Genomic DNA, 24,735 nt, shown 5'->3' with positions numbered 1-24,735 from the left:
ATCCTATAAAATATTTCCTCTAGCTTTGTGGAATTTTGTCAGAATATTGTTAAAATAATAGAAAAAGATAACTATTCTGAGCTAGTATATAGAGAAAGTGAGGGGGAATTATGGCAAGTTATCTATTTTTTCATCCTGAAAGAAAATGTTGTAAACATGGATGTATTAATATTTATTATGATGATTTCAATGGTAATCAAGACCCTTATATTTGGAATGAAAATTTTTTACATAGTTTTTGTAAAATAACTGATTACTCTTATAACAAAAGAACAGACCAAGACGTGATTTTTTGGATATCAATAATTGAAGATGAAAAAGTAAATCGTTACAGATATATATGTGATTTGGTTTTTAAAGTCAAAAAATGTTGTTTTTGGTATAAGAGTATAGAGGAACAGAGTAACGCTATTGCCAATAATCAATTTTTAAGAATAACCGATGATATTGTTGAAGGTAAGAAGAACGCATTTAGAGATCATTATTCATGGGTTGAGAAGGGTGACCATGTTTGGAAAGCAAATTATAAACGTAGAAGAATAACTTTAAAAGCTGATGAGAACCTTAGTTTTCAACCGCAAGATGCTTGTGGGAATTTAACAGATATAACTGAATTATTAAAGGAAGTTGTAAATTTTGATGTCACGCGACTTCCTGATAAAAAAGGTACTTCTTATAAAGCTTTTGAATTAACAGATGAGCAGTCTCAAAAGTTATATTGTGAAATTAATAGAAAAGCTAAAATTAAATTAAAAGGTAAGAAGTTAGAATGTATTAGAGAAAAACTTAATTGCAAGAATTCCTAAAATTATACTCATTATTATTCATATAAGAACGCCTTATAAAATATAATCGAATTTGTATAGAAATGTACAGATAAGCATAATGCGCCTTTTAATGTGATGTAAAAGGTGCGTTTGTTTGTCTATGTTAGCAAACAGTTATATAAAGATATGGTAAAATATAATTTTATGAATTTATCTATGAGAGGGTATTGAACATGTTAAAAACAGGGTTGAAAAGAACCCCAATCGCAATATGTGGATTGGCTTTAGGTGTTATGGCGTTAAGTAATTTATTTTATAATTTAAACTTAACGTTATTTGGCTTGTCTTTCTTTATTATTTCCTGTGCAATACTTTTAATTGTCACTTTAAAATGGATTGTTTATCCAACCATGTTTTTAAAAGAACTTAAAAATATAAATACATTTGCTATTCTTCCAGCGCTACCTATGACGTTAATGATATTGGTGTCTATTGTTAAAACTCAATTTTTAGTGGGCGCATATATTTTAAATGTTATTTGGTATGTATCTATCTTATTACATATGAGTTTTATAATAATATTTATTGGATTTTACGCATTTAGAAATTATAAGTCTTGGCCAAATACGAGTTGGTTTGTGATGTTTGTTGGAATAGGCGTTATTGGTGAAACATCGTCTGCATTCAATACTAGTATAGGTAACATAGCGATTATTCTTGGATCAATATTTTTAATAATAATACTTGGATATGTATTATTTACTAAAGCATGGCAAACATATAATCAGGAACAGTTTCCAATGGTAATTATTATGAGTGCACCGGCAGCTCTTTGCTTAAATAGTTATATTTTAAATCATTCAAGTTACTCAGTTGCTTATGTATCGGCATTTTTAGTACTTTCGCAATTATTATTCTTATTTACTTTAATATTTTTACCTAAAATCATGAAAGAAGGATTTAAAGTCTCCTTTTCAGCACTGACGTTCCCATGGGTGACAACTGCAGCATCACTTTATAATGTGAATCAAAATCTCAATTTAAACGATACAATTACGAATTTAGTCAATGTCATATCAATTATTGAAATTATATGGGCTACTCTCATTGTAGTCTATGTTCTTTATAAATATATTCTCTTTTTAATTTTAAAAAATGTGGTTTATGGATAAATATAAAAGATAGCGATTTTAGAATCGCTATCTAATGTGCTTATTATTGTTGTAATTTATTCTCACTGTAAAAGTAGTAAGCAATAAAAGCGAAGCATAATGTAGGTACAATAAATGATAATTGCATTGATCCAAGTAAATCAGCTGTTAAGCCTTGAATAGCAGGCATTACTGCCCCTCCAATTATGGACATTATAAGTACAGCTCCGCCAAACTCAACATATTTAGGATTTACTACTTTTTCTAATGTTTTATCGTATATAGTTGGCCAACAAGGTCCAAATAAAACACTCACAAATACTGCAGCAAATACAGCTGAGGTATTTGGTATGAATGATGCATATAACAATACAAGTACTCCTATTATTGAGTAGGCAAGCAGAATTTTAGGTGCTTTAAATCTTGCAAGTAATGCTGTAGCTATAAATCTTCCAACAAAGAAGGCTATAAAGCTAAATATAACAAAATTAGTAGCAAATCTTTCGTTGATATGCGGGTTTACATCTAGAGCAAGTCTTAATGTAAAGGACCAAACCGTTGTTTGTAGTCCCATGTAAATAAATTGTGCCAGTACACCTTTTCTAAATCCTTTTAATTTGAATAAATGTTTAAGTGCTTCACTAAATTTTACATTTTCAGCTGTACCATTTTCTGGTTTACACTTAGGGAATTTAATTACTATAAAAAGAATCATCACGATAACTAATATTGCGATTAATATTAAATAAGGTGTCATGGTTCTTTGTAACATATCTAAACCGAATTGAGTTGCTTCATTATCATTCATTGTTGACATACGTTTTTCAAGGCTATCACCTTCTGTGAAAATAAAATATTTCCCTAAAATTGCACCAGTCATGGCTCCAATTGGATAGAAAGTTTGGCTTAAATTAATTCGTCTAGTGGAGGTTGCCTTGGTACCTAATAATACACTATACGTATTTGCGGAAGTTTCTAAACAACTTAATCCGATTGCAATAATGAATAATGCTGCCAAAAACATACCATAAGTTGCCATGTGAGATGCTGGAAAGAATAATGCACATCCAATAATATACATTAATAAACCTACTACTATAGTTAACCTATAGCTAGTCTTTCTTACTAATAAAGCAGCAGGTAAAGCAAATACAAAGTATCCACCATAAAAAGCACTTTGAACAAAAGCAGAAGCAAAATTACTCAAATCAAATATTGTTTTAAATTGAGCAATTAACACATCATTTAAACTAGCTGCTGCGCCCCATAGAGGAAATAGTAAAGTTACTAAAACATATTGAAGTACAGGTGTTCGATTCAAAAACCCATTGCTATCTGTTTCTATATTTTGGTTATTCATACAAAAAACACTCCTTAATATTCAACAATTTCGTCTAACTTTTTTATGTCTCTCCATTTTGGCAAAGATGGTTGCGCGCCTAATTTTTTCACTGTACAAGCAGAAGCTTTAATAGCCATCAACATAATTTCCTCTATATTAAAATCTTGAGCTAATCCATATGCCAACGTACCTATAAATGAATCTCCAGCAGCTGTTGTATCAACTGCATCTACATTTATTCCGTTAAAGTATTTCCACTTATCTCTTGTAGCGTATATTGCGCCTTTATTACCTAATGTGATAATTGTATGTTTATAGCCTTGATCAAGTAATATTTGAGCAGCTGATTTCGCATCTTCAATTGTTGCCACTTCATAATTTGTTAACACTTCTGCTTCGGTTTCGTTAGGAATGATATAATCAACTTTATGCGCAATTTCTTTATCTATGTCCTGAGCAGGTGCGGGGTTAAGAATAATTACTTTTCCATGCTTGTAAGCTAAGTCAATACATTTATAAACTACGTTAATTGGAATTTCTAGTTGCAAAACAATGATATCCGAGTTTTTAATGATATTTTCATGGTTTAATATCTCTTCTTCTACTAATTTCAAATTTGCACCAGGAACTACTAATATTTTATTGTTACCATCTTTATCTATCGTCACGTTTCCCACACCAGTTCTTGCGTTATTATCAAACATAATAGACTGATGCTTTATATTTTCATCTTCCAATTTTTCTATATGTTCTTTACCAAATTCGTCATTTCCTAATTTTCCAATCATTTCAACATTGCCGCCTAATCTTGAGGCTGCAACTGCTTGATTCGCACCTTTACCTCCAGTATATTTTTCATATTGCTCAGCAATAAGTGTTTCACCAGTGGAAGGCATTTTTGATGTTTTAAAAACTAAATCTGTCATAAAACTTCCAATTACTAATATCTTTTTCATCAATTCGCACTCCTTTACTTATTTATAAAGCCTTCCTCTGTTAACGATTTTCCTAGAGCACCACCAGGGTGGTATCTACCAAAATCTTTTTTTGTAAAACCTTTGATTTGAGACACTGTTAAGGCTATAGCATCACCTATTACTAATGTAGCTGTGGAACTATTTGTTGGTGCTAAGTTATATTTATCTGCTTCAGCTTTTATAGGTATTTCAATTACAATATTGGATGCTTTTCCTAATGTAGAAGATTTAGATTTTGTAATTGAAATTAATGATGCACCAATCTCTTTGATTGATGGTAGGGTATTAATTACTTCGCTTGTTTCACCACTATTTGAAATAGCTAAGACTATATCTTCTTCGCAAATCATACCTAAATCACCATGTACTGCTTCAGTTGAATGAATAAAGAATGAAGGGGTACCAGTACTAGCAAAAGTAGCAGCCATTTTTTTACCTATTAATCCCGATTTTCCTACACCTAATACTATGATTCTTCCCTTGCAATTTAAAATTTCTCTAATGCACAATTCATAATCGTTATTAATACTTTTTCTTACATGATCTATTGTCTTAATTTCTGAGTTAAACACTTCATTTACCATTTCTATTGATTTCATATTAATCCTCCTTTTATAGTAATCGATTACTATAAACTCTTTTTTTATATAGCTATTTTGTAAGCGCTTACCTATATCAATAAAAATATAGTAATCGATTACTATTTAGCTAAAAAATTATGTCCATTTAGTTAGCGAAAAATTTCGACTTAACTAAATGTACATATTTCTGACTAACACAGTTGGTAGACTGAGTTTCCTTCGATTATTACGCTGTCTTGAACTTCTATTTCAGGCAGATTGTAATTTTCTAATTGATTGAGAAGTGAAGTAGCAATAGATTGTCCCATAGACAAAATATCTTGTTCTAACGAAGTAATTTTCACTTCGAATAAATTATTATTTGCTAAAGCACCATATGTAACGATAGATATATCTTCAGGTATTTTTAAGTTATTTTTTTCAATAACCCTTAAAGCACCTTTTGTCATAACATTATTACAGCTTACAATTGCAGAAGGTATGTCCTTCATTTTATTAAGCTTTTTAACCATCGATTCATATGCGATTTCTTCAACAAACTCACCTTTATATAACCAATTATGATTAAATCGTATATTATGATGTTCCAATGCTGCTTTAAAACCTTCTAGTCTTTCAATACCAGTACTTGTTGTTAGAGTGCCTGTTATAATACCAATATCTTTATGTCCATTTAAAATTAGTTGTTCTGTCAAAGCGTAAGTTTCCTTAAAATTGTCTGTTCCTACATACGGTAAATGATCATATTTATAAAGTTTTCTATCAATAAGCGTTATAGGAATACCTTGTTTTATTAATTCTGATAAATCAGTACTTTCGCTATCACAAGGAGAAATTGCAATGGCATCAATATTTTTACTCATTAACATTTTTATTATTTCTTCTTCCTTCTCCAATGATTCATCAGTACTACAAGTTATGAGATTATATCCTTTACTAAATAAATATTTATCAATTTGTTTAGCAATTCTCATATAATAAGGATTTTCAATATCTGCTACTATAATAGCTACTAGATTTGACTTCCTAGACCTTAAGCTTTTAGCAACTAAATTGGGTTCATAATTCAATTGTTCGAAAGCTTCTAAGACTTTCTTTTTAGTTTCAGCACTAACTGGATAATTATCATTTAAGACTCTAGATATAGTTGCTGTTGAAAAACCAGTGTATAACGCAACATCTTTCATAGTAGGATTTCCCTTTTTATTTTTTGAACTCATATATATAATCACCACTTAATCATAATTATTTTAAGATGTAACACCTACTGTTAGTAGTATATTTGAAAATGTTCTCGTCTCTCCAGTATTAATAACAAGTGTTATATCTTCACTTTGACAAATATCATAGAAATCCTGTCGAGCATATTTTTCCAATGTTTTGAAACCTGTTATATTTTTAAATTCTTCAAAAATTTCAGGTTCAACTTTCAAACTTGAATCCATGACTTCTACTTTTTCGATATTAATAACTGTTAATATTGATTTTAACACATCTGTAACGGTAGGTAAGTCTTTAGAGAAGCCTAAATATACTTTTTCAGCATGAATATTAGAATTTGTTTTTATTGGAAAATTGCCATCTGCTATTAGTACCTTATTTCCATGGCCACTAATACTTAATGTTTCTATAATTTTATGGTGATTACATTGTCCTTTTATCATTGCATGCTCCTATCTGTTTATAGTAATCGATTACTATTTACTAAATTAAATCAAATTTAAGAGTATGTCAACAAAAAATGTAAACGATTACACCGTGTGTATTAAAATATAATGGATTAATTATTTTTATAATTCAGTGTCGCTTCGGTTTTCTTTTTTAAAAGAAATTAAAAATGAAATTAACGGGTAAATATATTATATAAGAAAAATAGTTTATTGATATAACATTTAAGAATAGTACTTTTATTCTGGATGTTTATCATTAAAATGGCAATGAGGAGTGTACAATATGTATAAAATAGCTATAGCTGGTGCAGGTGCAATGGGTGGTCGAATCGGTGTTTCCTTGAAACAGGCTGGTTATGATGTGGAACTAATTGATGACTGGGAAGAACATGTTCAACGTATTAACAAACATGGTGTTGAGGTTAAAACTGAAACGGATGTTTATACAGTCGATGTTCCAGCAGTATTGTCTAAGGATGTATCAGATTCATTTGATCTGATTATCATCTTAACAAAGGCGATGAACTCTGAAAAAATGATGCAACGCTTAAAAGAGGCTGGTTCAATTCATAAGGATTCTGCAATATTATGCATGATGAACGGTTTAGGTCATGGGGAGAGATTATCAAAATTCGTTCCAATGTCACAGGTTTATCTTGCTGTCGTAATGTGGACAGCTGGATTAAGAGGTCCCGGTCAGTTGTTGCTAGAAGGTGGGGGTTATATAGACTTTCATCGTTCAGACGGTATTGTCGATGAACAATCTAACGCGATACTTCAGTTACTAAATAATGCAAATTTAAATGCAAGAGTAAGTGATGATATCTTCAAATCGATATGGTCCAAAGCAACATTGAATAGTGTGTTAAACCCACTGTGCACGATATTAGATAAAACTATTTATGAATTTGGCTGCTATGAAAATTCACGTGAAATGATTATACCAATGATTGAAGAAATAGTGTCTGTAGCTAGAGCAAGAAATGTTGAATTAGACGGTAAATTACTATTAAATAAAATTGAAGCGGCTTACCCTAAAGAAACACAAGGGCTTCATTATCCATCAATGCATCAAGATTATAACAAAGGTCGATTAACAGAAATAGACTATCTTAATGGACAAATTTCAGCATATGGAGAAGAATTAGGCATACCAACTCCAATAAATACGTTGCTTACACATCAAATACACCAATTAGAAATGAAGATTATGTAGCGAATAAAATTATATTAATATAAATAAAAACTCTTTCAAGGTAGATAACTTTGAAAGAGTTTTATTTGTAGTTTCATATTTATATTTTATTGGTTGCCATTAACATATGATTCTGGGTTAACTGCGTATTCGTTACCTACGCCACCCTTCATACGTTGGAAGTGTAAATGAGGTGCTGTTGAGTTACCAGTGCTACCTGATTCACCAATTTGTTGACCAGCTTTTACTTCGTCGCCTTTTTCAACATTTAATTTATTCATATGCATATACCATTGATAATAATCGCTATCTTTTTCTTGGATTGTAACTTGGTTTCCGCCACCATAGTTACTCCATCCACTTTGAATAACTGTTCCATCAGCAAGTGAGTATACTGGTGTATTTTCTTCCATGTCATAGTCTATGCCGTAATGTGCACCGCCACCATGATATTGGCCATACTCTTGAAGTTTAGCATTTTTAGATAACCAATTTGATGAAGCTTGATCAGTGCCTTCAGATTTTTGAGAACTCTCAGTTACATTTTCTGCACTCTCTGAATTCTCATTGTTATTTACTTGTGCTTGATCAGAATTTTGATTAGTGTCTTCTGACTGAGCTGCATTTGACTGAGTATCTTCCAGTGAAGAAACAGTTTCATTTGAAGGTGCTTTATATTCTGCATTCGTATTTTCATTAACATTTGTGTCTTGGTAAGTTGTAATATTGTTTGAAGTTTCATTATTATTTGACGCTTCATTATTCACGTTTGATTGTTCAACATTGTAACCATTATTTTCAATCGAGTTATGTGATTGGCTAGGTGCGTAGTTTTGTCCGCCTTTAGTAAAGTAGTAATAATGGTAAGCACCATTTTCATCTATTTCATAAGATTGATATTCTTTATTGTCGAACATTGATTGATTCCAATTTCCATCTAAAGTGTGATGAAAATTCCCGTTAGAATCTATTGTATAGTAAGCTCCATTTTCATAACCTGATGTAGCTTGATTAGATGCGGTATCTTGCTCTGCTGCATCTGCTTCATATTGTGATATTCCCATTGTTAGTATCCCTATAGTTGCTATAGAGCTTGTTAATAATTTCTTCATTATGTTTAAACCTTCCCTTTCTTAAAATAACTGATACAAATTTATCATGGGTATAGAGTGAAATAAACACTTGTAATTGCTTTGTTCCTTCGAGTTAATAAAGTGTAATAATTATATAATATGATTACTTTTTTTATAATATTCAAAATTAATATATAGAACTGATGAATAGTAGATTATAGAACTAATACACGAAAAAATTCCTTATCAATTATTGATAAGGAATTTTTGTATTGAAATATTAATTATAAATCATACTATATGATTTACTCTATATTTTTAAGTTTTTTAATGACTGATACCATGTCTTCATTAATAACTAAATTGGCGTCGCTATCATAAGGGGTAGCCTCTTTATTAATAATGATAAGGTTTTGTCCTTCAAAATTCGAAATAAGTCCTGCTGCTGGTTGAACGACGAGTGAAGAACCTAAGACGACTAACGTGTCTGCTTCTTTTATTTTATGAAGTGCATTAAATATAGTGCCTTGGTCTAACATTTCCCCATAAAGAACAATGTCAGGTCTAATTGGGCTGCCACAATTTTCACAATGTCGTAAATCATTATCTATAACATGAGCTTTCGAATATTGTTGGTCGCATTGCGTACAATAAAACAGGTTTAAAGTACCGTGTAGTTCGTCTGTATTTACACTACCAGCATCCGAATGAAGACCATCAATATTTTGAGTTATCACACCTAATGAACGACCATCTTCTTCAAGTTGTGCTATCCAATCATGAACGATATTAGGTTTTTTATCAGCAAATAGTAAGTACTGATGGCAAAAATTAATAAAACCCTCTGGATTATTTTTTAAATAATCATCACTTAATAAATATTCAGGTGAGTAACCTTTTTCTGAAATTTCGTCGTATAAACCGCCTATAGAACGAAAGTCAGGAATACCACTTGCTACAGATATACCCGCGCCTGTAAAAAATGTAATTTTGTTAGAAGCATCAATGATGTCTTTTAATTGTTCAATATTACGATTCATACTTATATCACTCCATTAAAAATTTGAATTCAAACAGAAATTTTTTGAATTCATTTCTTATACTTAATTCAATTTTAAATTCTAATACTCATTTAAGCAAATAAGTGGAGATAACCATTAATTTACTAATGACCTTGACATTACTAGTAATTATCGTGATAATATAAAACGTAATGATTACGATTTATTAAGATGTAAATTATTTTTTTATTTTGTCTTAGATTATGGATGATTTTATGGGTGGGTTAACTACTTATTGCAATATATTTTATACGTGCGGTGATGATATAAATGAACAAAAAACGAGTTTTCTTTACAGTAGACCCTCGTACCAAACTTTTTTTAATGATTATTATATCTTTTATTGCGATTACAGGAAACATTACGGGAAACAGTATCTATGCGAGATTAGTTATCTTGCTTATTCCTAGTTTGTTAGTTGTAGCTAATAAAGAAATTGTTAAAGGTACTGTGTTTTGCTTAATTATATTTTTAGGGTGGTATGCCGAAGCTTTTCTTATAAGAGGAGAAAGTCAGTTATACGATATATTAATTTTTGTTCCAGCAGGTATTGTTACACGTTTTATGCCAACTGTTGTGATGGGGTATTATTTTTTAAACACGACGCAAGTAGAAGAATTAATCGAAGGTCTTGAGAGGCTTAAATGTTCACGCAAAATAACAATCCCTATTGCTGTCATGTTTCGCTTTTTGCCTACTATTAAAGAAGAGTCTTCATATATTGATGATGCGATGAGAATGCGTAACATATCTTTGCGCAACACACTCGATAGGCCGATCACATACATAGAGTATAGAATAGTTCCTGTATTAAACAGTGTGATTAAAATTGCTGATGAGCTTACGATTGCTTCGGTGACCAGAGGGTTAAATATTACACGTCCGAAAACGGCAATTATACAGTTAAGGCTCAAATGGTATGACGTATCTATACTAGTTTTAGCAGTCGTTTTAACAATTTTTTATTATCTATTGTGAGGTTATACATATGATCCAATTAAAAAACATTTCATTTACTTATGAAAATGGTGATCAAGGTATCCGGGATATTAATTTAAACATTAAAAAAGGTGAAGTTGTCTGTTTAACAGGCCCTTCAGGTTGCGGTAAGACTACGGTCACACGTTTATTTAATGGTTTAATACCTCATTTCTTTAAGGGTGAGATAGATGGTGAAGCACTTATTAATGGCGACAATATTCAAGAAGAAACCATTTACGATATTGCTCGTCATAGTGGTTCAGTCTTTCAAAACCCAAGGTCACAATTTTTCTGTTTAAACACGACAAGTGAACTTGCGTTTGAAGCTGAAAATTATGAGATGCCCTCTTCAAAAATTAAACAACGTATTCAAGATGTTACGGAATCGTTTCACCTTCAAAGGCTATTAGACCGTGATATTTTCAACCTCTCTGGTGGGGAGAAACAGCTGATTGCTTGTATAGGCGTGACTGTATGTCAGCATGATCTCATAGTGTTAGATGAGCCTTCATCTAACTTGGATTTTATAACGGTTTCTAAATTAAGAAAAATGATTGATAAGTGGAAGGTTGCTGGAAAGACAGTCGTCATCGCAGAACACCGATTGTATTATTTATTGGGTATTGTTGACCGTTTTGTTGTACTTAATAACGGAACAATAGAGAACATCTATTCATGTGATGAATTTTCGGCAATGCGTAATGAACAAATACAACAACTAGGATTACGTGCGACACATTTAAATGAATTAACGCAACAACATCGTTCATTAACAGATCACAATCAAAGTTATATTTCATTACGCCATTTTCAGTTTCGCTATCATCGTAAAGCACCATTATCTTTAGATATAGATTGTCTAGATTTAAAAGAAGGACAAATCACAGCTATTATCGGTCGTAATGGTGCTGGCAAGTCTACATTAGCAAGATGTTTATCAGGTATTGAGCGTAAATTTAAAGGTGAAATTAAACATCATGATAAAACATATAAAAATAAAGGACGTATAGAAAAAGTTTACATGGTATTTCAAGATGTGAATTGTCAGCTGTTTGCTGAAAGTGTTGAAAATGAATTGCTTATTAGTAATAAGACGCTAAGTGATGCAGAAATCAAAACACAACTCACAACCTTTGATATTGCCAAAGATCGAGAACGACATCCACTAGCATTATCAGGTGGCGAAAAACAAAGATTAGCTATTGCTAGCGGAGTAGTAACTGAGCGAGAAATACTTATATTTGATGAACCAACTAGTGGTTTAGACGGAAAGCATATGCAAGATGTAGCACAAACATTGAAAGAGCTAACCAATAAAGGAAGAACAGTCTTATTAATTACGCATGATTATGAGTTGATTCTTGAAAGTGCAGATGACATTTTAAGGATTGATAATGGCCAAGTAGCAGAGCAATATACATTAACTGAAGAGACACTTCCGAGATTGAAACAATTTTTTGAGTTTACATAAATAAGGTAAAAATAGGAGGTACAATTTTGGAAACTAAAAAAATTGGCGTACAAGATTTAATTAACATTGGTTTATTTACAGCATTATATTTCGTTATAGTATTTATAGTAGGTATGACAGGAGCGGTACCTGTTATGATGATAGCTTTACCAGTACTTATCGCTTTTTTTGGAGCGGTACCCGTTTTATTATTAGTTGCTAAAACACAAAAATTCGGTGTGTTATCACTTTGCGGTATTATCGTGAACGTGATTATGGCTATCATGGGGCACCCATGGCCATCAATGGTCATCGCTATTCCGCTTATAATTATTGGTGACTTAATTATGAATGTCGGTAAATATAAACAATGGTTTTGGATAATAACAGGATATGTTGTCTTTTCAATTTGGACAACAGGAGGGTTATTACCATTTTATATTATGAGAGATAAATATTTTAGCAACATGAAACAAAACCATGGTGAAGATTATGCCAAAGCATTTGATTCAGTATTTACATATCAAGTTCTTCCAGTAATTTTCATCTTATGTATCCTTGGTGCAATAGCAGGAGGCTTTATCGCAAAACAAATATTGAAAAAGCATTTTCAACGTTCAGGCGTATTGTAAGTGTGAATATATAGAAAAGAAATTGGAACATATAATTCCCCGCTCAAAATAATTCTCCTAATCCGTAATAATTTCTAATTAATGGATTAGGAGAATTTATTTTTTTATTTGATTGCATAACCTAGTATTACGCCATTTAATAAGTTATTTTATTTAAAAAACATATTGTGAAATACTTCACAATTAGTTGTTATTAAATCATAATCTAGTTTGTATATTAAGAAGTGAGGTTATAAAGTTGAATGATATTAATAGCAATAATAAAGTATTTTATGGGAATCAGTTTATAGACGATGTTGTGGATACAATAAAAACAAAAGATATTTTGCAAAGTTTTTATAGAAAAAGATATATACTAAGAGCTACTATGTCGGGGTTTATTTTAGGGTTGATTACCGTATTTGTTTTAATGATAAGAGCATCATTAGATGGACAAATTGCTGGTGGTCTAATTAATTTAATTGCGTCCATTTGTTTTAGTTTTGCTTTAGTTCTTATACTGTTTACTAACTCTGAGCTTCTTACCAGTAATTTTATGTATTTTACTGTTGGTTTATACTATCGCATTACAAACCCTATTCGAGTTATGAAAATATTTACTCTTTGCTTTTTAGGAAACTTTTTAGGTGGTTTTATATTTTTTGTATTGTTTTATTTATCGGATGTAATGACTCCAGAAATGCTAATTCAACTAGATAATATTATTGCTCATAAAACATTAACTGCAGGCTTTACAGCTATATTAGTTAAAGGTATTTTTGCAAATTTCTTTATTAATATTTCATTGGTTATCGCAATGCAAATAAAAGATATTTTAGCTAAAATGTTTGTGCTTATGTTTGGTGTGTCACTCTTTGCTTTTATGTCATATGAGCATGTAGTTTATAACACTGTATTATTTACAGGAGGACTATTATATCAAAGCGAAGAGTTAAGTAAGATTCCAGTGATTATAGGACTATTTTATGCTTATTTAAATATTAATAGTGACTATAAATTTTAATTATCATGAAGTATTATATATGAATGTTTTGAGAAAACTTGTCACAAAAAAGTCGCAATCACTTAGTGTTTATGTGATCCCTTAAAAGAATTAATGCGTATACCCTATAAAGGGTGTGAGTGATTTGAAGAAAATAATAATAATACTTATTTTAGCGATATTTACAAGTGGATGTATGAATGTTAATGACACAGATAGCGATGTAAATAAAAACAAAGATAGCAATTTAAAGAGTGAGAAATCTACTAAGGTAAAACCTAAAAAGTTCGAAAGTTATGACAGTGAGAGTGTGCCTGTGAAGATTAGTATTCCGAGGTTAAATATTTCTAACAAATTAGAACATACTGGTGTTAATTCTGATGGCGAGATGGAAGTACCTAAAGATATCAATACACCTGCGTGGTTTAAAGAAGGTTATAAGGTTGGAGATAATGGAAATGCGGTTATTGCTGGTCATGTAAATGATAGGCAAAATCCAGGTGTCTTTACGGATCTGCATAAATTGAAAAAAGGCGATGAGATTGAGGTAGAAGATAAAAATCATAAGAAGTTAATTTTTAAAGTATATGATAAAGAATTATATGAATTAAAAAAATCACCAGTAGAAAAAATATTTGGATATTTTAGTAATAGACATTTAAATTTAATCACTTGTGAAGGAGAACATAACCCCGAATTAGGAAGTACACCGAATAGATTAGTTGTGTATACAGAATTAAAAAGTGGTTGAGATTTTGCATATGACGTTCACTCTCATATAATGGTGAGTGTCAGGGGTGTGACAATGGAAGAGTCGGATGTAGAAGTGTACGGTAAAATTATAGATAAAGACGCGAATAGTTTAGAAATATTATACGATCGCTATGAGTCTTTATTGTATAATTTTATTTATAAAATAACACAAGATAAGCAATCAAGTGAAGAAGTGCTTCAAGATGTATTTATGAAAATTTGGAATCAAAAAGCAAGATTTGATAGTAGCAAGGGGAAAATGTCAACATGGCTTATTACAATTTCAAGAAATCTAGCAATTGATTATATTTGAAGAACCAAAATGTCAGCATATGAATATGATGAAGAAAGAGATAATTTAAAAGCTGATAATGTACCAGAATCCGAATTAATAACGAAAGAACAATCTGAACAAATTAAAGAATGTATAGATGAATTAGATGAAAAACAACAAATAATTCTATATTTATTTTAAAGGTTGTAATCACAAAGAAATATCGAAAACACTTGAAATACCTCTAGGAACAGTCAAAAGTAGACTGAGGTTATCCATTCAACATTTAAAACATAAATTCAAAAATAATAAGAAGGGAGAGATGAATTAATATGGAATGTGAAAAAATATATGAATATTTTAATGGCCGACTAGCTGAAGAAGAAAAGCAAGAATTCGAAGAACATCTAAAAACGTGTAAAGCATGTCAAGATGAACTAAACGATTTAAATATATTAAATGAGTCTCTTCCTTATCATGTTGAACGTGTAACTCCTCCTAAAGAGATGAAGAGCAGAATAATGAATAATATATTAAATGAAGACAATAAAGAAGAAGAATCGTCACACCAAGAAAAAAGTAGATCGTTTATTGAAAAGAAACAAAAACCTATAAAACGAAAAAATAATATAATTAGAAATATAGCATTTGTAAGTATGGCTGCACTTTTATTTATATCTTTGATAGGAAATGTTTATCAATTTAATACACAAGACAAAGAAAAGAAACCGAAAGATAATAAATTAATCAATAAAGATGATGCACAAGTTATAAAATTAAAATCTACCGAACAAGATAAAGTTCAAGGAGAAGCTTTTGTAGCAAAGAGTAATAATGAGAAGCAATTAGTTGTACAAGCAAACGGTTTACAAGAAACAAAAGGTAATCAAGCATACCAAGTGTGGATACTCAAAGGAGAAAAGCCATACCGTGCAGGTACATTTGTTTCTAGCAAAGATTCCGGAATGGTTGTCTTTGACCTAAGCGATATTGAATTAGACAAACAAGATAAAATAGCGATTACACTCGAACCATCACCTAATAACCAAGCTCCTGAAGGGATATTATTATGGCGAGTGAAAAAGTTTAAAATTTTTTAGAGATTACATTAAATAATGTGATCTCTTTTTTTATTTGTTACGTATACCTTATGAACAAAAAAATAAAGGAGTGATTTGATGAATATTTCACAGAAAGTATTAGCTATGTCATTATCGGTTTCATTGTTAGGGACGGGCGGAGGTATGTCACAAGTAGCACAAGCACACGACGCATCGCATGAATCGGTTACAAAAACAGATAGCAAAGCGGTTGAGTTAAGAAGTAATTTAGACATGTTACTAAGTGAACACGCGTATTTAGCAGCGGATACAATGAGAAAAGGTGCAGAAGGCTCTAAAGACTTTGATGAATCAGTAAAATCACTAAATATGAATACGAAAGAGTTATCTAAAGCTATTGGGGATGTATACGGTAAAGACGCAGGAATGGAATTTGAAAAAATGTGGTCTGAACATATTGGTTACTTTGTAGATTACGTGAATGCTACAAACAACAATGATGAAAAAGGACGACAAGAAGCGTTGAATAACTTAGATAATTATAGAGATACGTTCTCACAATTTATGGCTACAGCCACTGATGAAAAATTAGAAGCTAAAGGATTATCAGACGGTTTACAAATGCATGTTAACCAATTAGTTAGTGCATTTGACGCATCGGTAAATGGAGACTACGACAAAGCTTATAAATATGAAAGAGAATCCATTCATCATATGTATATGGTGAGTAAAGGCTTATCGGACGCAATTACTAAACAGTTCCCAGAAGACTATCATCATACAAGTGCAACTACTAAAGCAGCAGACTTAAGATCAGATTTAAATTATCTCATGAGTGAGCATGCAGCACTAGCAGCTGATGCAATGCAAAATGGATATGATGGTTCTGAAAATTATAAAGCCTTTGTAAAAGCGCTAGAAATGAATACGAAAGACTTATCAAAAGCAATAGAAGACGCATATGGTAAAGACGCAGGAATGGAATTTGAAAAAATGTGGTCTGAACACATTGGTTACTTTGTAGATTATGTAGAAGCTTCTAAAAATAACGATAAAGATGCTAAACAAGAAGCGAAAAGCAATTTAGATAATTACAGTAAAGAGTTTGGAGCATTCTTATCTAAAGCTACAGATAATCAACTGAAAAGTAATGAATTAGCTGACGGTTTAGGTATGCACGTAGATCAATTACTAGCTTCTTTTGATGCATATACAAAAGGCGATTATAAAACATCTACTATGAAAGTAAGAGAAGCATACGCTCATATGTTTATGCCAGCTAAAGGCTTAAGTAACGCAATTGTAATGCAGAACAAATCAGATTTTGAAATGGATATGCCAAAAGAAATGCCAGATACAGGTGCACAAAAATAATTAGCAATTAATGATTTAAGAGGAAACTATTTCCCATGGGGATATAGTTTTCTTTTACATGGATAAGACTGAATCATTCATTAAAGGGAGAAAAATATGGAAATTACAAATGTATTATCAAAAATAAAAAGAGATATCATATTTGATGATCATAGTTACAAAGTTAATTTTAATAAAGATTGTTCAGATGTAACATCTATGTATCAAGATATTCAAGACTCATCAATTTTTATTTTGAAATCATCAAAGCATTCAAAAAAATATGCAATAGAAGCGGTTAAGAAAAACCCAGTGTTAATCATCACGAATATGCCATTAAATAGTTTGGATGATATTAAAGGGAATGTCTATGTTGTGTATATAGATAATTATGAATCAGTCGCAATTAAACTTGTCCACTTATTCTACGACAAATATATAGAACAATTAAAGTTTATAGCAGTTACGGGTACTAATGGAAAGACCACTACAAGCCATATGATATGTAAGCTATTATCAAAAATGGATGTAAAAGTAGCTACCATTGGTACGTTAGGCGTTTACGATGATGACTATAATAAAATAGAATTTTTACATTCAACTCCTACAACACCTATGCACTTTGAATTTGCCGAAATCATAAAGTATTTCGCTGAACGAGATTATGATTATATTGTATATGAAGCAACATCTATCGCTCTAGATCAAAGAAGAGTAGATTTTATTCAAAATGAAATAGCTGTATTTACAAACTTTAGTTCTGAACATCTAGAATATCATCACACAATAGAGAACTATTTAGAATCAAAACTAAAGCTAGATCAATTAAGTAAGAGAAGCATGGTGAATTATGATACTAAAGAATATTTAAAAATATGTAATGACAAATATCATTTTTCTAATAATAACGATACCTATTATAAATATGAATTGAAAAATAATAAACTATATATATCAATTGGTAAAGAAGTTTATAAATTAGATGTCCTATTCAATGGAACACATAACTATATTAATCTAGCGACTAGCATATTTGCGTTACACAAATTAAACTATAATATTATAGATATATTAAAAGCAGTTGAAACGATGAAACCCCCAGCACATCGATTTGGAACGTTTGAAATAAACGACTATCAATTCATATTAGATTTCGCGCATACACGCATACACCATTAGCAATTAAAGAATCCATTGAAGACGCCTTAAGATACGCTTCAAATATAGATAAACAACTTACAGTTATGATTACAGGAGTCGGATTAAGTGGCTACGATAAAATAGAATCCACTATGAAACTCATTCCAAAGTATATCGATCAAGTAGTATTAGCTTCTGAGCAAGTTGGATATGAAAATGAAAATTTAATTATCGATACAATGATTAAAAATTTACCCAAAACATACGATTTAAATAATCTCATTATAGGCAAATCTCGAAAAGAAGCAATAGAGAAAATAATAAATAAAGTTAATAAAAAAGAAAACATTATACTACTAACAGGCATTAATGAGCCACAACACTACCGAGGAAAACTCATTGGACATGACGATAAAACATATATAACAAAATGTATTAATCACGAGGATATTTTATAAAATAATAGCTTTATAAGAATAAATCCAACTAAAAACGGGGAATTAATTTTATTAGTTTTCCGTTTTTATTTTATAAAAAAAATATATTTTTGAAATTAAACTAGAAATATGTAACAAAATAAATTAATATAATAGTATAAAATGAAAAAACGAAAGGAAAAAGTATTAGAAAAAATATACTAGCCAATTTATCATAAACCTTATTTTAAGTTTTATTTTAGTATTCGCTATTTTAGTATTCGCTTATATATTTTGTAAACGCTTAAATTTATATTGAAATTGTTTATATAATATTAATAAATGAACTGGGGGATAAAATGGAGAGGAAAAAATTTCAATTCACACAAATAAATCAAATAGAAGAAGTTACATTTGATAAATCTTTAGAAAAGTTTTACGGAAATGGTATTGAAGGAACAATTAAGGAGAATTTACAAAACTCGTTAGATGCGAGATTAGATGGAGATTTTGATAAACCTGTAAACGTTACAATTAAATTAAGTAAAGTCCCTAAATCAGAGTTACCTGGTATTGATGAAGTATTTAAACATATTAATTCTTTAAAAGGATATAGTAATTACACCAAAGAAACTGTGTCATATATGAAAGGAAAAATTAATATGGATAAAGTGCCTGTTTTAACGATTGAGGATGAAAATACAAAAGGTTTAACTGGTGCTAAAAACGGGCAATCCGGTTCAATTAAAGATACATTTGGTATCTATGCTTATAAAAAAGGAGTGCATTCTATAGATGAAAATGACTCTATGGAAATTAGTCGTGGTGGTTCACATGGAATAGGTAAAATTGCAAACAATGCAGCTTCAGATATTAATCTAATGTATTTTGCAAATTGTGACGCGGAACAGAATCAACATTTAGGAGGGACAGTACATTTAATTGAGCATGAATTAGAAAACGTAGGATATAGATCTACGGGGTACTTTTCTGATGTGAAAGAAACTGAGAATTATAAATTAGTACCATTCGAAAACTATTATAGTCATTCTATTTTCCGTAAGAAAACGCGAGGACTGAAAATAATAATACCTTATATTAGAGAAGAATTTTATGACGTAAACGCAATTGTTAGAGCAATTTGTGATAATTTCTTTCTTGCATTATTAAATGAAAATATAGTTGTAAATGTCATAGATGAAGAAGATAAAGAAATTATAATTAATAGCGAGACAATAAAAGACATAGTAAAAGATAGTGATTATTATGAAACTAAAATAGAAGAAATGAAGAAAATATTTACACCCTTATATATACATACTTTTATAAATAAAGAGCCGAAAGATTTAGTTGTAAAAAATAATATAGAAGAATTTAACTTTAAATTATATTTTAATTATGATGAAAATATATCTGTTGGTAGAGTGGCGTTATTGAGAACTATCGGTATGAAAATAGTTGATTTGAAGGTTTTAAGTAGAGTTCGAAAACCATTTAATGCTGTATTAGTTGGAGGCTCGAAAGAAGATAGTTATTTAAAAACATTAGAAAATGAATCACATACTGATATATCAGAGAATGATATACGAGATCATAATGAAAAGAAAAATGCAAAGAAATTCATTAGTAATTTGCAAAAAGAACTTAAAAAAGAAATAGATAAGATAATGGAAGAAAATAATCCAACCGATGGATTTATTAATACGGAGGATTTATTTTATGAAACAGAGTCTTCTTTCAAAAAAGATATTGAGAGTAGTACTGAAAAAGTAATAGTTGGTGAAGGAAAGACTTTATTTAAAGCTAAGTATAAAGAAAAGCGTGAACCTGGAGAAAATTCTGGGGGAGGTAGTGATAAAGACAAGGTGAGAATAAGGAAACCAAGAAAAATTAAAAATGATCCTGAATCACATACTGATGAATATATTACACCTTTAAATGCAGTAGAAAGAATGTCAATAAATGAGGAAGAATTTGTTAATATTAATATAATAGAGGCTGGCTTAGACGAAAATATAGATAAATGTAATGTAATTATTAAAGTAATTGATGGTAATGGCGAAACTGTTGCTGAAGATTTCAATGTACAAGAAAACTATAAAACAGTGTTAGACCAACAATTATATACATCTGTTCCAATTTATAAGAATAAAATTGAAGATGTTAAAGTTAAAGACGGCATCATTAAGCTCAAATTATTAAAAAATGAAGACAGATCAAATAAACTGAAATTTATGTATGTATTGGAAGTGAAAAAATGATATATAACAAAGATGTAGCGTTTCCATATCCAGTATTAACTAACAATAAGAATGGCTATCAAAACAGTATTTTTGAATTTGATATTACTGATTTAATAGAAAACAATGCTAATTATATATTTAATATTCATTATAAATTGAGTAGCGAGTTTATTAAAGAATTAGTAATGAATGATAAAGCAGTTTTAGTATTTATAATTTCATCACAAGATAATTATTTTATTAGATTAAAAAAAGATCAAAGAGAAGTGATTGTACCCAAGAGTAGAATGTCTTTATCGAATAGAACAAGTATTCAATTACACATTCAATCCACAACAGAAATAAATATGGAAAATTGTGAAGATTTAACATCTTTTTATAGAGAATTTAAAAGTCGGTTAAAATTAAAAAAACATGTTTTATTAGGTTATTCTAATGTTGTGAAATACCAAGGTACTAAACATAAACCGTTGTTATTATTTGAAAAATCAATTGATGAAGACCAAAAAAATGCTTTTCAAATAGAATTAAGTGAAAATACTATTGTTTTAAGGTTTAACTCTACAAAATATTTGATTGGAGGTAATGATAGTAAAAACAACATACAAAATATGTTTTTATATAATGGATTGAGTCGAGCGTTACATAAATTCATAATAAATAACAATAAAGATGATGAAGAATATATCGATATTGATTCACTAAATGGACATGTAGATAATGGACTAGATCAAAAATTATTAGATTTAATGAATAATAAGGGTGTAAAAGAATTGTATTATGACAATATAGATGATGTTATTGCTAGAATATCAGATAAAATTATTGAAAAATATGTGAATTCAATAGAAAGGGTAATGGACTATGGAGATTAGATTGTTAAATAGTGGTTACAAGAAAAATGAAGAGATTTATCAAGATTTCTTGGATGGAACATTAAGTTATGATAAAGATTATTTCTCAAGTGATTTTGTGGTGATTATAGATGAGATACCTGATTTTCCAATTTATTTAGCTAATAAAGGTACTAATGAGTTTGTAGATGCTGTAAAAATATTAAAAGAACATATGGTGAGTACAGATAGAGATATCCATTTAGACTCAAGGTTTTGGCATTCATTCTTATTGGTTGAAAAAAGAGATTATATTCTAGATAAATACCCACAAGTAAAAGAATCGATTAAAAACTTTAATAATATAGTGATGAAAAAGTTTGATTGGGAAAATTACATATATAAGTGTATGTTGTCAGCAGAATATATATCTAATGCAAAACTAGATTCTGTTGAAGAAGAAGAAAAATATATGAGATTAATATATGAAAATTTAGATTTGTTTAACTATATTATTAAATATCCTATTTTTAGAAATTCAGAATTTATTATTAAATTATTTAATATAATAGATGAAGAAAATCTTTCGAGTAAAATGAAAGAAAAAATAAAGCATCGTTCAGATTTAGGAAATGATGAACGTTATGGTAGAAGAGTGATTTTTGAATTAAATAAAAATTATCCTATCATTATGTCCCCATTCTTAGATAAAGAGGAATTAAAAACAGAAATATATAGTGCATTAGAATTATATGAAGAAACTAATGTAATGATTAAAAATTAATTGATAACTATTCTTATAGTTTAGAATTTTTAGCGTAGTATGCAAATTAACTATAAATAAGATAAGTTTAACTTTTAATAAAAATAAAATAGACATCTGATTTAAAGATAGAAAAACAAATAGGTATACGTTTAATTATACGTATACTATTTGTTTTAAAACATTAATAATTTTATATTTTGTTATTTTAAGAACTTAAAAATAGTATTATAATACTATTTTGGCCATACGTGAGTAATTTTTTTAGCGAGATCTTGAGAACGTGCATTTATTTCTTTTTTTGTCCAACTTTTATTTTTAGCAATATTGATATTTTCTATAATATTGCTTTCTTTAAGCTTAGTTTTTTTATCTACAAATTCTTTATTTCCTAAAGAGGTATTTTTCTTTCCTAAAATTAAGGTTAAATTACCTATTTGGTTTTTATATTTGTGAATATCAGTAGATTTAAAGTCCTTTGTCCATAAACTATTCTGTTTAGGATTTTGGGGTAATATATGCTCTAAGTTTACATGCATAGAATCCCCATTTATTGTTATTTCTTTTTTTGTATCGAAATCATAAATTGTTTTCAAAATATAACGTATTTTTTTAAATTCATTACTAGTAATACTTCTATTAATTGCAGCTGTTATAGTTTCTTGGTCTGAAATAATTTTAGATTGTAGTTCTTGAATTATTGTATGAGATATATTTTGTGGATTAGAATATATTCTTTTTGCTAAATCTGGATAAAAATTTTCAAGTATATTAGCCTTTTGTTGAGCTATAAAAATATTTCTTACTTGTATATTTAAGCATATCTGTAATACATCATTTATTTCTTTTAACTTGTAGTCTTTCAAATTCATTGCTAGAATAATAGGCCTGTATTGTATAGCATTTAAAGTTTTGAGTCCCTCAACCAATTCAATATATTTATTTAAATCAGATTTTGTATCATTGTTATTCTTTCGTTGTTCAGGTTCATGGAGTTCAAAAAAGTATTTTGAAACTTTTAGCATATCAGTGAGAACTTTTTCTACATCAGTTGAAGTTTCTAACCAACCATTATTTTCTAATGTTTCGTAAGCTTTTTGACTTGAAGTTTTCCCGTTATATACAGAAACAAATTGAGTCAGAAATTGATTTTTGTTTAATAAGTCTGTATTAGCTTCTATTTCATTCCAATATTTTGCGGTTTCTTTTTCAGAAGTTATTTTTACACATTTATTTTTTAGAACATAAAAATCTACAAGTTTTTTACCAGTATTATTTAATGTTTCAAACATTTGATTAGCGATATCTTCATTTGGAGTTTCTAAAATTATTACATACATTTTTTCTGTCATATTTTCTATAATATTAAGTAAGTCTTGAACATTTAAATTATTATTATTACTATAAATATCAATGAGCTTCTTTATATAATCGTAATTTTTCTGTAAATTTTTTTCATGGTCTGTTATAGATCGATCGAAATCACTATTATTTTCTATGATATATTTTTGGAAAAAGTGATTTGTTTCGTCTTTCCCAAAAATAATTTTGGTGTTATTAGCTGCATTAGATCTCCAGTCTTCTTTTTTTATAAATTCTTCTCTTAATTTGCTTGCCTTTCTAGTATCACCTAGCTCATTAATTTTGTTAATAATAGCACAAATTATTAATAATAAAGTAACAGTTCTTTGTTGGCCATCAAAAATATTTTGATGATCATTTTCTAAATAAATTGTAATGAAATTTAAAATATGCTGTTCTTTTTTCTCTTCATGAACAGCAATAACATCATTGAAAAGTCGTTCCACTTGTGAATTACTCCATTCATAAGGGCGTTGAGTATAAGGAATGTTAAATGTGCCATTCGATAGTAATAAATATTCATTTAATTTTTTATCATCTGCTTTTAACAATGACTCCATGTAAATTCTCCTTTGAAATTATAATATTTATATATTAATGTAAAATCGATTATATAGTTGATTATATCAAAAATAAAATACAAATAGTATTATAAGTAAAATGACTCTCTAAATT

General features: G+C 29.4%; 26 protein-coding genes. 18 read left to right on the top strand and 8 right to left on the bottom strand.

The window, feature by feature from the left end; translation table 11 throughout:
* Positions 1–110: 110 nt before the first annotated feature.
* Positions 111–806, top strand: coding sequence for a hypothetical protein (locus CD135_RS09830; protein WP_016999809.1), 696 nt, complete (start codon positions 111–113; stop codon positions 804–806).
* Positions 807–1,000: 194 nt separating this feature from the next.
* Positions 1,001–1,939 (top strand): TDT family transporter, encoded by a 939-nt coding sequence (locus CD135_RS09825; protein ID WP_016999810.1) that lies wholly within the window; start codon positions 1,001–1,003, stop codon positions 1,937–1,939.
* Between the two features lie 43 nt (positions 1,940–1,982).
* Here the strand turns inward: CD135_RS09825 and fucP are convergent, their stop codons facing one another.
* The 5 genes from fucP to CD135_RS09800 all read right to left on the bottom strand — a co-directional run bounded on the left by fucP (position 1,983) and on the right by CD135_RS09800 (position 6,482).
* Complete coding sequence (gene fucP / locus CD135_RS09820; protein WP_016999811.1) at positions 1,983–3,278, bottom strand: L-fucose:H+ symporter permease; 1,296 nt, start codon at positions 3,276–3,278, stop codon at positions 1,983–1,985.
* 14 nt (positions 3,279–3,292) lie between these two features.
* Positions 3,293–4,216: a ribokinase gene (rbsK, locus tag CD135_RS09815; protein ID WP_103269366.1), complete on the bottom strand. Its 924-nt coding sequence runs from the start codon at positions 4,214–4,216 to the stop codon at positions 3,293–3,295.
* Positions 4,217–4,230: 14 nt separating this feature from the next.
* Positions 4,231–4,836: a KpsF/GutQ family sugar-phosphate isomerase gene (locus CD135_RS09810; protein WP_103269365.1), complete on the bottom strand. Its 606-nt coding sequence runs from the start codon at positions 4,834–4,836 to the stop codon at positions 4,231–4,233.
* A 173-nt stretch (positions 4,837–5,009) separates the two neighbouring features.
* Positions 5,010–6,038, bottom strand: coding sequence for a LacI family DNA-binding transcriptional regulator (locus CD135_RS09805; protein ID WP_016999814.1), 1,029 nt, complete (start codon positions 6,036–6,038; stop codon positions 5,010–5,012).
* 30 nt (positions 6,039–6,068) lie between these two features.
* Positions 6,069–6,482: an RbsD/FucU domain-containing protein gene (locus CD135_RS09800; protein ID WP_016999815.1), complete on the bottom strand. Its 414-nt coding sequence runs from the start codon at positions 6,480–6,482 to the stop codon at positions 6,069–6,071.
* Between the two features lie 289 nt (positions 6,483–6,771).
* Here CD135_RS09800 and CD135_RS09795 point away from each other — a divergent pair, with 289 nt between their 5' ends.
* A complete protein-coding gene (locus CD135_RS09795; protein ID WP_103269364.1) occupies positions 6,772–7,704 on the top strand; it encodes a ketopantoate reductase family protein in 933 nt (310 codons plus the stop codon).
* An 86-nt stretch (positions 7,705–7,790) separates the two neighbouring features.
* Here CD135_RS09795 and CD135_RS09790 read toward each other — a convergent pair whose 3' ends face one another.
* Complete coding sequence (locus CD135_RS09790) at positions 7,791–8,795, bottom strand: M23 family metallopeptidase (protein ID WP_103269363.1); 1,005 nt, start codon at positions 8,793–8,795, stop codon at positions 7,791–7,793.
* 266 nt (positions 8,796–9,061) lie between these two features.
* On the bottom strand, positions 9,062–9,796 hold the full coding sequence (locus tag CD135_RS09785) for an NAD-dependent protein deacylase (RefSeq protein WP_103269362.1): 735 nt from the start codon (positions 9,794–9,796) through the stop codon (positions 9,062–9,064).
* Positions 9,797–10,087: 291 nt separating this feature from the next.
* Here CD135_RS09785 and CD135_RS09780 point away from each other — a divergent pair, with 291 nt between their 5' ends.
* The 15 genes from CD135_RS09780 (at position 10,088) to CD135_RS09725 (ending at position 22,719) form a co-directional block, all read left to right on the top strand.
* The gene (locus tag CD135_RS09780) at positions 10,088–10,795 is read left to right on the top strand and encodes an energy-coupling factor transporter transmembrane component T (RefSeq protein WP_103269361.1); all 708 of its coding nucleotides are present in this window, start codon (positions 10,088–10,090) and stop codon (positions 10,793–10,795) included.
* A gap of 10 nt (positions 10,796–10,805) precedes the next feature.
* Positions 10,806–12,269, top strand: coding sequence for an ABC transporter ATP-binding protein (locus tag CD135_RS09775; protein WP_103269360.1), 1,464 nt, complete (start codon positions 10,806–10,808; stop codon positions 12,267–12,269).
* A gap of 26 nt (positions 12,270–12,295) precedes the next feature.
* Positions 12,296–12,880 (top strand): MptD family putative ECF transporter S component, encoded by a 585-nt coding sequence (locus CD135_RS09770; protein ID WP_167543680.1) that lies wholly within the window; start codon positions 12,296–12,298, stop codon positions 12,878–12,880.
* A gap of 238 nt (positions 12,881–13,118) precedes the next feature.
* On the top strand, positions 13,119–13,883 hold the full coding sequence (locus CD135_RS09765; RefSeq protein ID WP_103269358.1) for a formate/nitrite transporter family protein: 765 nt from the start codon (positions 13,119–13,121) through the stop codon (positions 13,881–13,883).
* A 124-nt stretch (positions 13,884–14,007) separates the two neighbouring features.
* The gene (locus tag CD135_RS09760; RefSeq protein WP_142382249.1) at positions 14,008–14,613 is read left to right on the top strand and encodes a class F sortase; all 606 of its coding nucleotides are present in this window, start codon (positions 14,008–14,010) and stop codon (positions 14,611–14,613) included.
* Positions 14,614–14,667: 54 nt separating this feature from the next.
* Entirely contained in the window at positions 14,668–14,928 is a 261-nt protein-coding gene (locus CD135_RS13235; protein WP_245942468.1) for an RNA polymerase sigma factor, read from the top strand.
* 9 nt (positions 14,929–14,937) lie between these two features.
* Positions 14,938–15,090 carry a sigma-70 RNA polymerase sigma factor region 4 domain-containing protein gene (locus CD135_RS13230; RefSeq protein ID WP_245942474.1) on the top strand — a complete coding sequence of 51 codons (153 nt, stop codon included), beginning with the start codon at positions 14,938–14,940 and terminating at the stop codon, positions 15,088–15,090.
* The gene (locus CD135_RS13335; protein WP_420920319.1) at positions 15,080–15,220 is read left to right on the top strand and encodes a sigma factor-like helix-turn-helix DNA-binding protein; all 141 of its coding nucleotides are present in this window, start codon (positions 15,080–15,082) and stop codon (positions 15,218–15,220) included. The genes CD135_RS13230 and CD135_RS13335 overlap by 11 nt, the downstream gene beginning before the upstream one ends.
* Position 15,221: 1 nt before the next feature.
* Positions 15,222–15,989: an anti-sigma factor gene (locus tag CD135_RS09750; RefSeq protein WP_103269356.1), complete on the top strand. Its 768-nt coding sequence runs from the start codon at positions 15,222–15,224 to the stop codon at positions 15,987–15,989.
* Between the two features lie 78 nt (positions 15,990–16,067).
* Positions 16,068–17,324: a copper amine oxidase gene (locus CD135_RS09745; protein ID WP_103269355.1), complete on the top strand. Its 1,257-nt coding sequence runs from the start codon at positions 16,068–16,070 to the stop codon at positions 17,322–17,324.
* Between the two features lie 96 nt (positions 17,325–17,420).
* Positions 17,421–18,482 carry a Mur ligase family protein gene (locus tag CD135_RS09740; RefSeq protein ID WP_245942481.1) on the top strand — a complete coding sequence of 354 codons (1,062 nt, stop codon included), beginning with the start codon at positions 17,421–17,423 and terminating at the stop codon, positions 18,480–18,482.
* Positions 18,483–18,547: 65 nt separating this feature from the next.
* Complete coding sequence (locus tag CD135_RS13225) at positions 18,548–18,901, top strand: hypothetical protein (RefSeq protein WP_245942483.1); 354 nt, start codon at positions 18,548–18,550, stop codon at positions 18,899–18,901.
* A 317-nt stretch (positions 18,902–19,218) separates the two neighbouring features.
* Positions 19,219–21,120 (top strand): hypothetical protein, encoded by a 1,902-nt coding sequence (locus CD135_RS09735; protein ID WP_103269354.1) that lies wholly within the window; start codon positions 19,219–19,221, stop codon positions 21,118–21,120.
* Complete coding sequence (locus tag CD135_RS09730) at positions 21,117–21,977, top strand: hypothetical protein (protein ID WP_103269353.1); 861 nt, start codon at positions 21,117–21,119, stop codon at positions 21,975–21,977. The genes CD135_RS09735 and CD135_RS09730 overlap by 4 nt, the downstream gene beginning before the upstream one ends.
* Positions 21,967–22,719, top strand: coding sequence for a DUF6339 family protein (locus CD135_RS09725; protein ID WP_103269352.1), 753 nt, complete (start codon positions 21,967–21,969; stop codon positions 22,717–22,719). The genes CD135_RS09730 and CD135_RS09725 overlap by 11 nt, the downstream gene beginning before the upstream one ends.
* 215 nt (positions 22,720–22,934) lie before the next feature.
* On the opposite strand, the gene CD135_RS09720 is transcribed toward CD135_RS09725, so the two are convergent.
* Positions 22,935–24,620, bottom strand: a complete 1,686-nt coding sequence (locus tag CD135_RS09720) for a DUF262 domain-containing protein (RefSeq protein WP_103269351.1) — start codon at positions 24,618–24,620, stop codon at positions 22,935–22,937.
* Positions 24,621–24,735 lie beyond the last annotated feature (115 nt).

The organism is Mammaliicoccus lentus, from assembly GCF_002902755.1.
Taxonomy (GTDB): domain Bacteria; phylum Bacillota; class Bacilli; order Staphylococcales; family Staphylococcaceae; genus Mammaliicoccus; species Mammaliicoccus lentus.
The sequence above is the reverse complement of the archived record's forward strand: the minus strand, read 5'-3'. Positions and strand labels throughout refer to the sequence as shown.

What these genes read in the sequence shown, in the direction of transcription:
- CD135_RS09805 (WP_016999814.1), bottom strand. Translation starts at nt 6,038, where the DNA reads ATGAGTTCAAAAAATAAAAAGGGAAATCCTACTATGAAAGATGTTGCG.
- CD135_RS09720 (WP_103269351.1), bottom strand. Translation starts at nt 24,620, where the DNA reads ATGGAGTCATTGTTAAAAGCAGATGATAAAAAATTAAATGAATATTTA.
- CD135_RS13230 (WP_245942474.1), top strand. Translation starts at nt 14,938, where the DNA reads ATGTCAGCATATGAATATGATGAAGAAAGAGATAATTTAAAAGCTGAT.
- CD135_RS09730 (WP_103269353.1), top strand. Translation starts at nt 21,117, where the DNA reads ATGATATATAACAAAGATGTAGCGTTTCCATATCCAGTATTAACTAAC.
- CD135_RS09740 (WP_245942481.1), top strand. Translation starts at nt 17,421, where the DNA reads ATGGAAATTACAAATGTATTATCAAAAATAAAAAGAGATATCATATTT.
- CD135_RS09825 (WP_016999810.1), top strand. Translation starts at nt 1,001, where the DNA reads ATGTTAAAAACAGGGTTGAAAAGAACCCCAATCGCAATATGTGGATTG.
- CD135_RS09795 (WP_103269364.1), top strand. Translation starts at nt 6,772, where the DNA reads ATGTATAAAATAGCTATAGCTGGTGCAGGTGCAATGGGTGGTCGAATC.
- CD135_RS09810 (WP_103269365.1), bottom strand. Translation starts at nt 4,836, where the DNA reads ATGAAATCAATAGAAATGGTAAATGAAGTGTTTAACTCAGAAATTAAG.
- CD135_RS09725 (WP_103269352.1), top strand. Translation starts at nt 21,967, where the DNA reads ATGGAGATTAGATTGTTAAATAGTGGTTACAAGAAAAATGAAGAGATT.
- CD135_RS09785 (WP_103269362.1), bottom strand. Translation starts at nt 9,796, where the DNA reads ATGAATCGTAATATTGAACAATTAAAAGACATCATTGATGCTTCTAAC.
- fucP (WP_016999811.1), bottom strand. Translation starts at nt 3,278, where the DNA reads ATGAATAACCAAAATATAGAAACAGATAGCAATGGGTTTTTGAATCGA.
- CD135_RS09750 (WP_103269356.1), top strand. Translation starts at nt 15,222, where the DNA reads ATGGAATGTGAAAAAATATATGAATATTTTAATGGCCGACTAGCTGAA.
- CD135_RS09780 (WP_103269361.1), top strand. Translation starts at nt 10,088, where the DNA reads ATGAACAAAAAACGAGTTTTCTTTACAGTAGACCCTCGTACCAAACTT.
- CD135_RS09800 (WP_016999815.1), bottom strand. Translation starts at nt 6,482, where the DNA reads ATGATAAAAGGACAATGTAATCACCATAAAATTATAGAAACATTAAGT.
- CD135_RS09790 (WP_103269363.1), bottom strand. Translation starts at nt 8,795, where the DNA reads ATGAAGAAATTATTAACAAGCTCTATAGCAACTATAGGGATACTAACA.
- rbsK (WP_103269366.1), bottom strand. Translation starts at nt 4,216, where the DNA reads ATGAAAAAGATATTAGTAATTGGAAGTTTTATGACAGATTTAGTTTTT.
- CD135_RS09830 (WP_016999809.1), top strand. Translation starts at nt 111, where the DNA reads ATGGCAAGTTATCTATTTTTTCATCCTGAAAGAAAATGTTGTAAACAT.
- CD135_RS09735 (WP_103269354.1), top strand. Translation starts at nt 19,219, where the DNA reads ATGGAGAGGAAAAAATTTCAATTCACACAAATAAATCAAATAGAAGAA.
- CD135_RS13235 (WP_245942468.1), top strand. Translation starts at nt 14,668, where the DNA reads ATGGAAGAGTCGGATGTAGAAGTGTACGGTAAAATTATAGATAAAGAC.
- CD135_RS09775 (WP_103269360.1), top strand. Translation starts at nt 10,806, where the DNA reads ATGATCCAATTAAAAAACATTTCATTTACTTATGAAAATGGTGATCAA.
- CD135_RS13225 (WP_245942483.1), top strand. Translation starts at nt 18,548, where the DNA reads ATGATTACAGGAGTCGGATTAAGTGGCTACGATAAAATAGAATCCACT.
- CD135_RS09745 (WP_103269355.1), top strand. Translation starts at nt 16,068, where the DNA reads ATGAATATTTCACAGAAAGTATTAGCTATGTCATTATCGGTTTCATTG.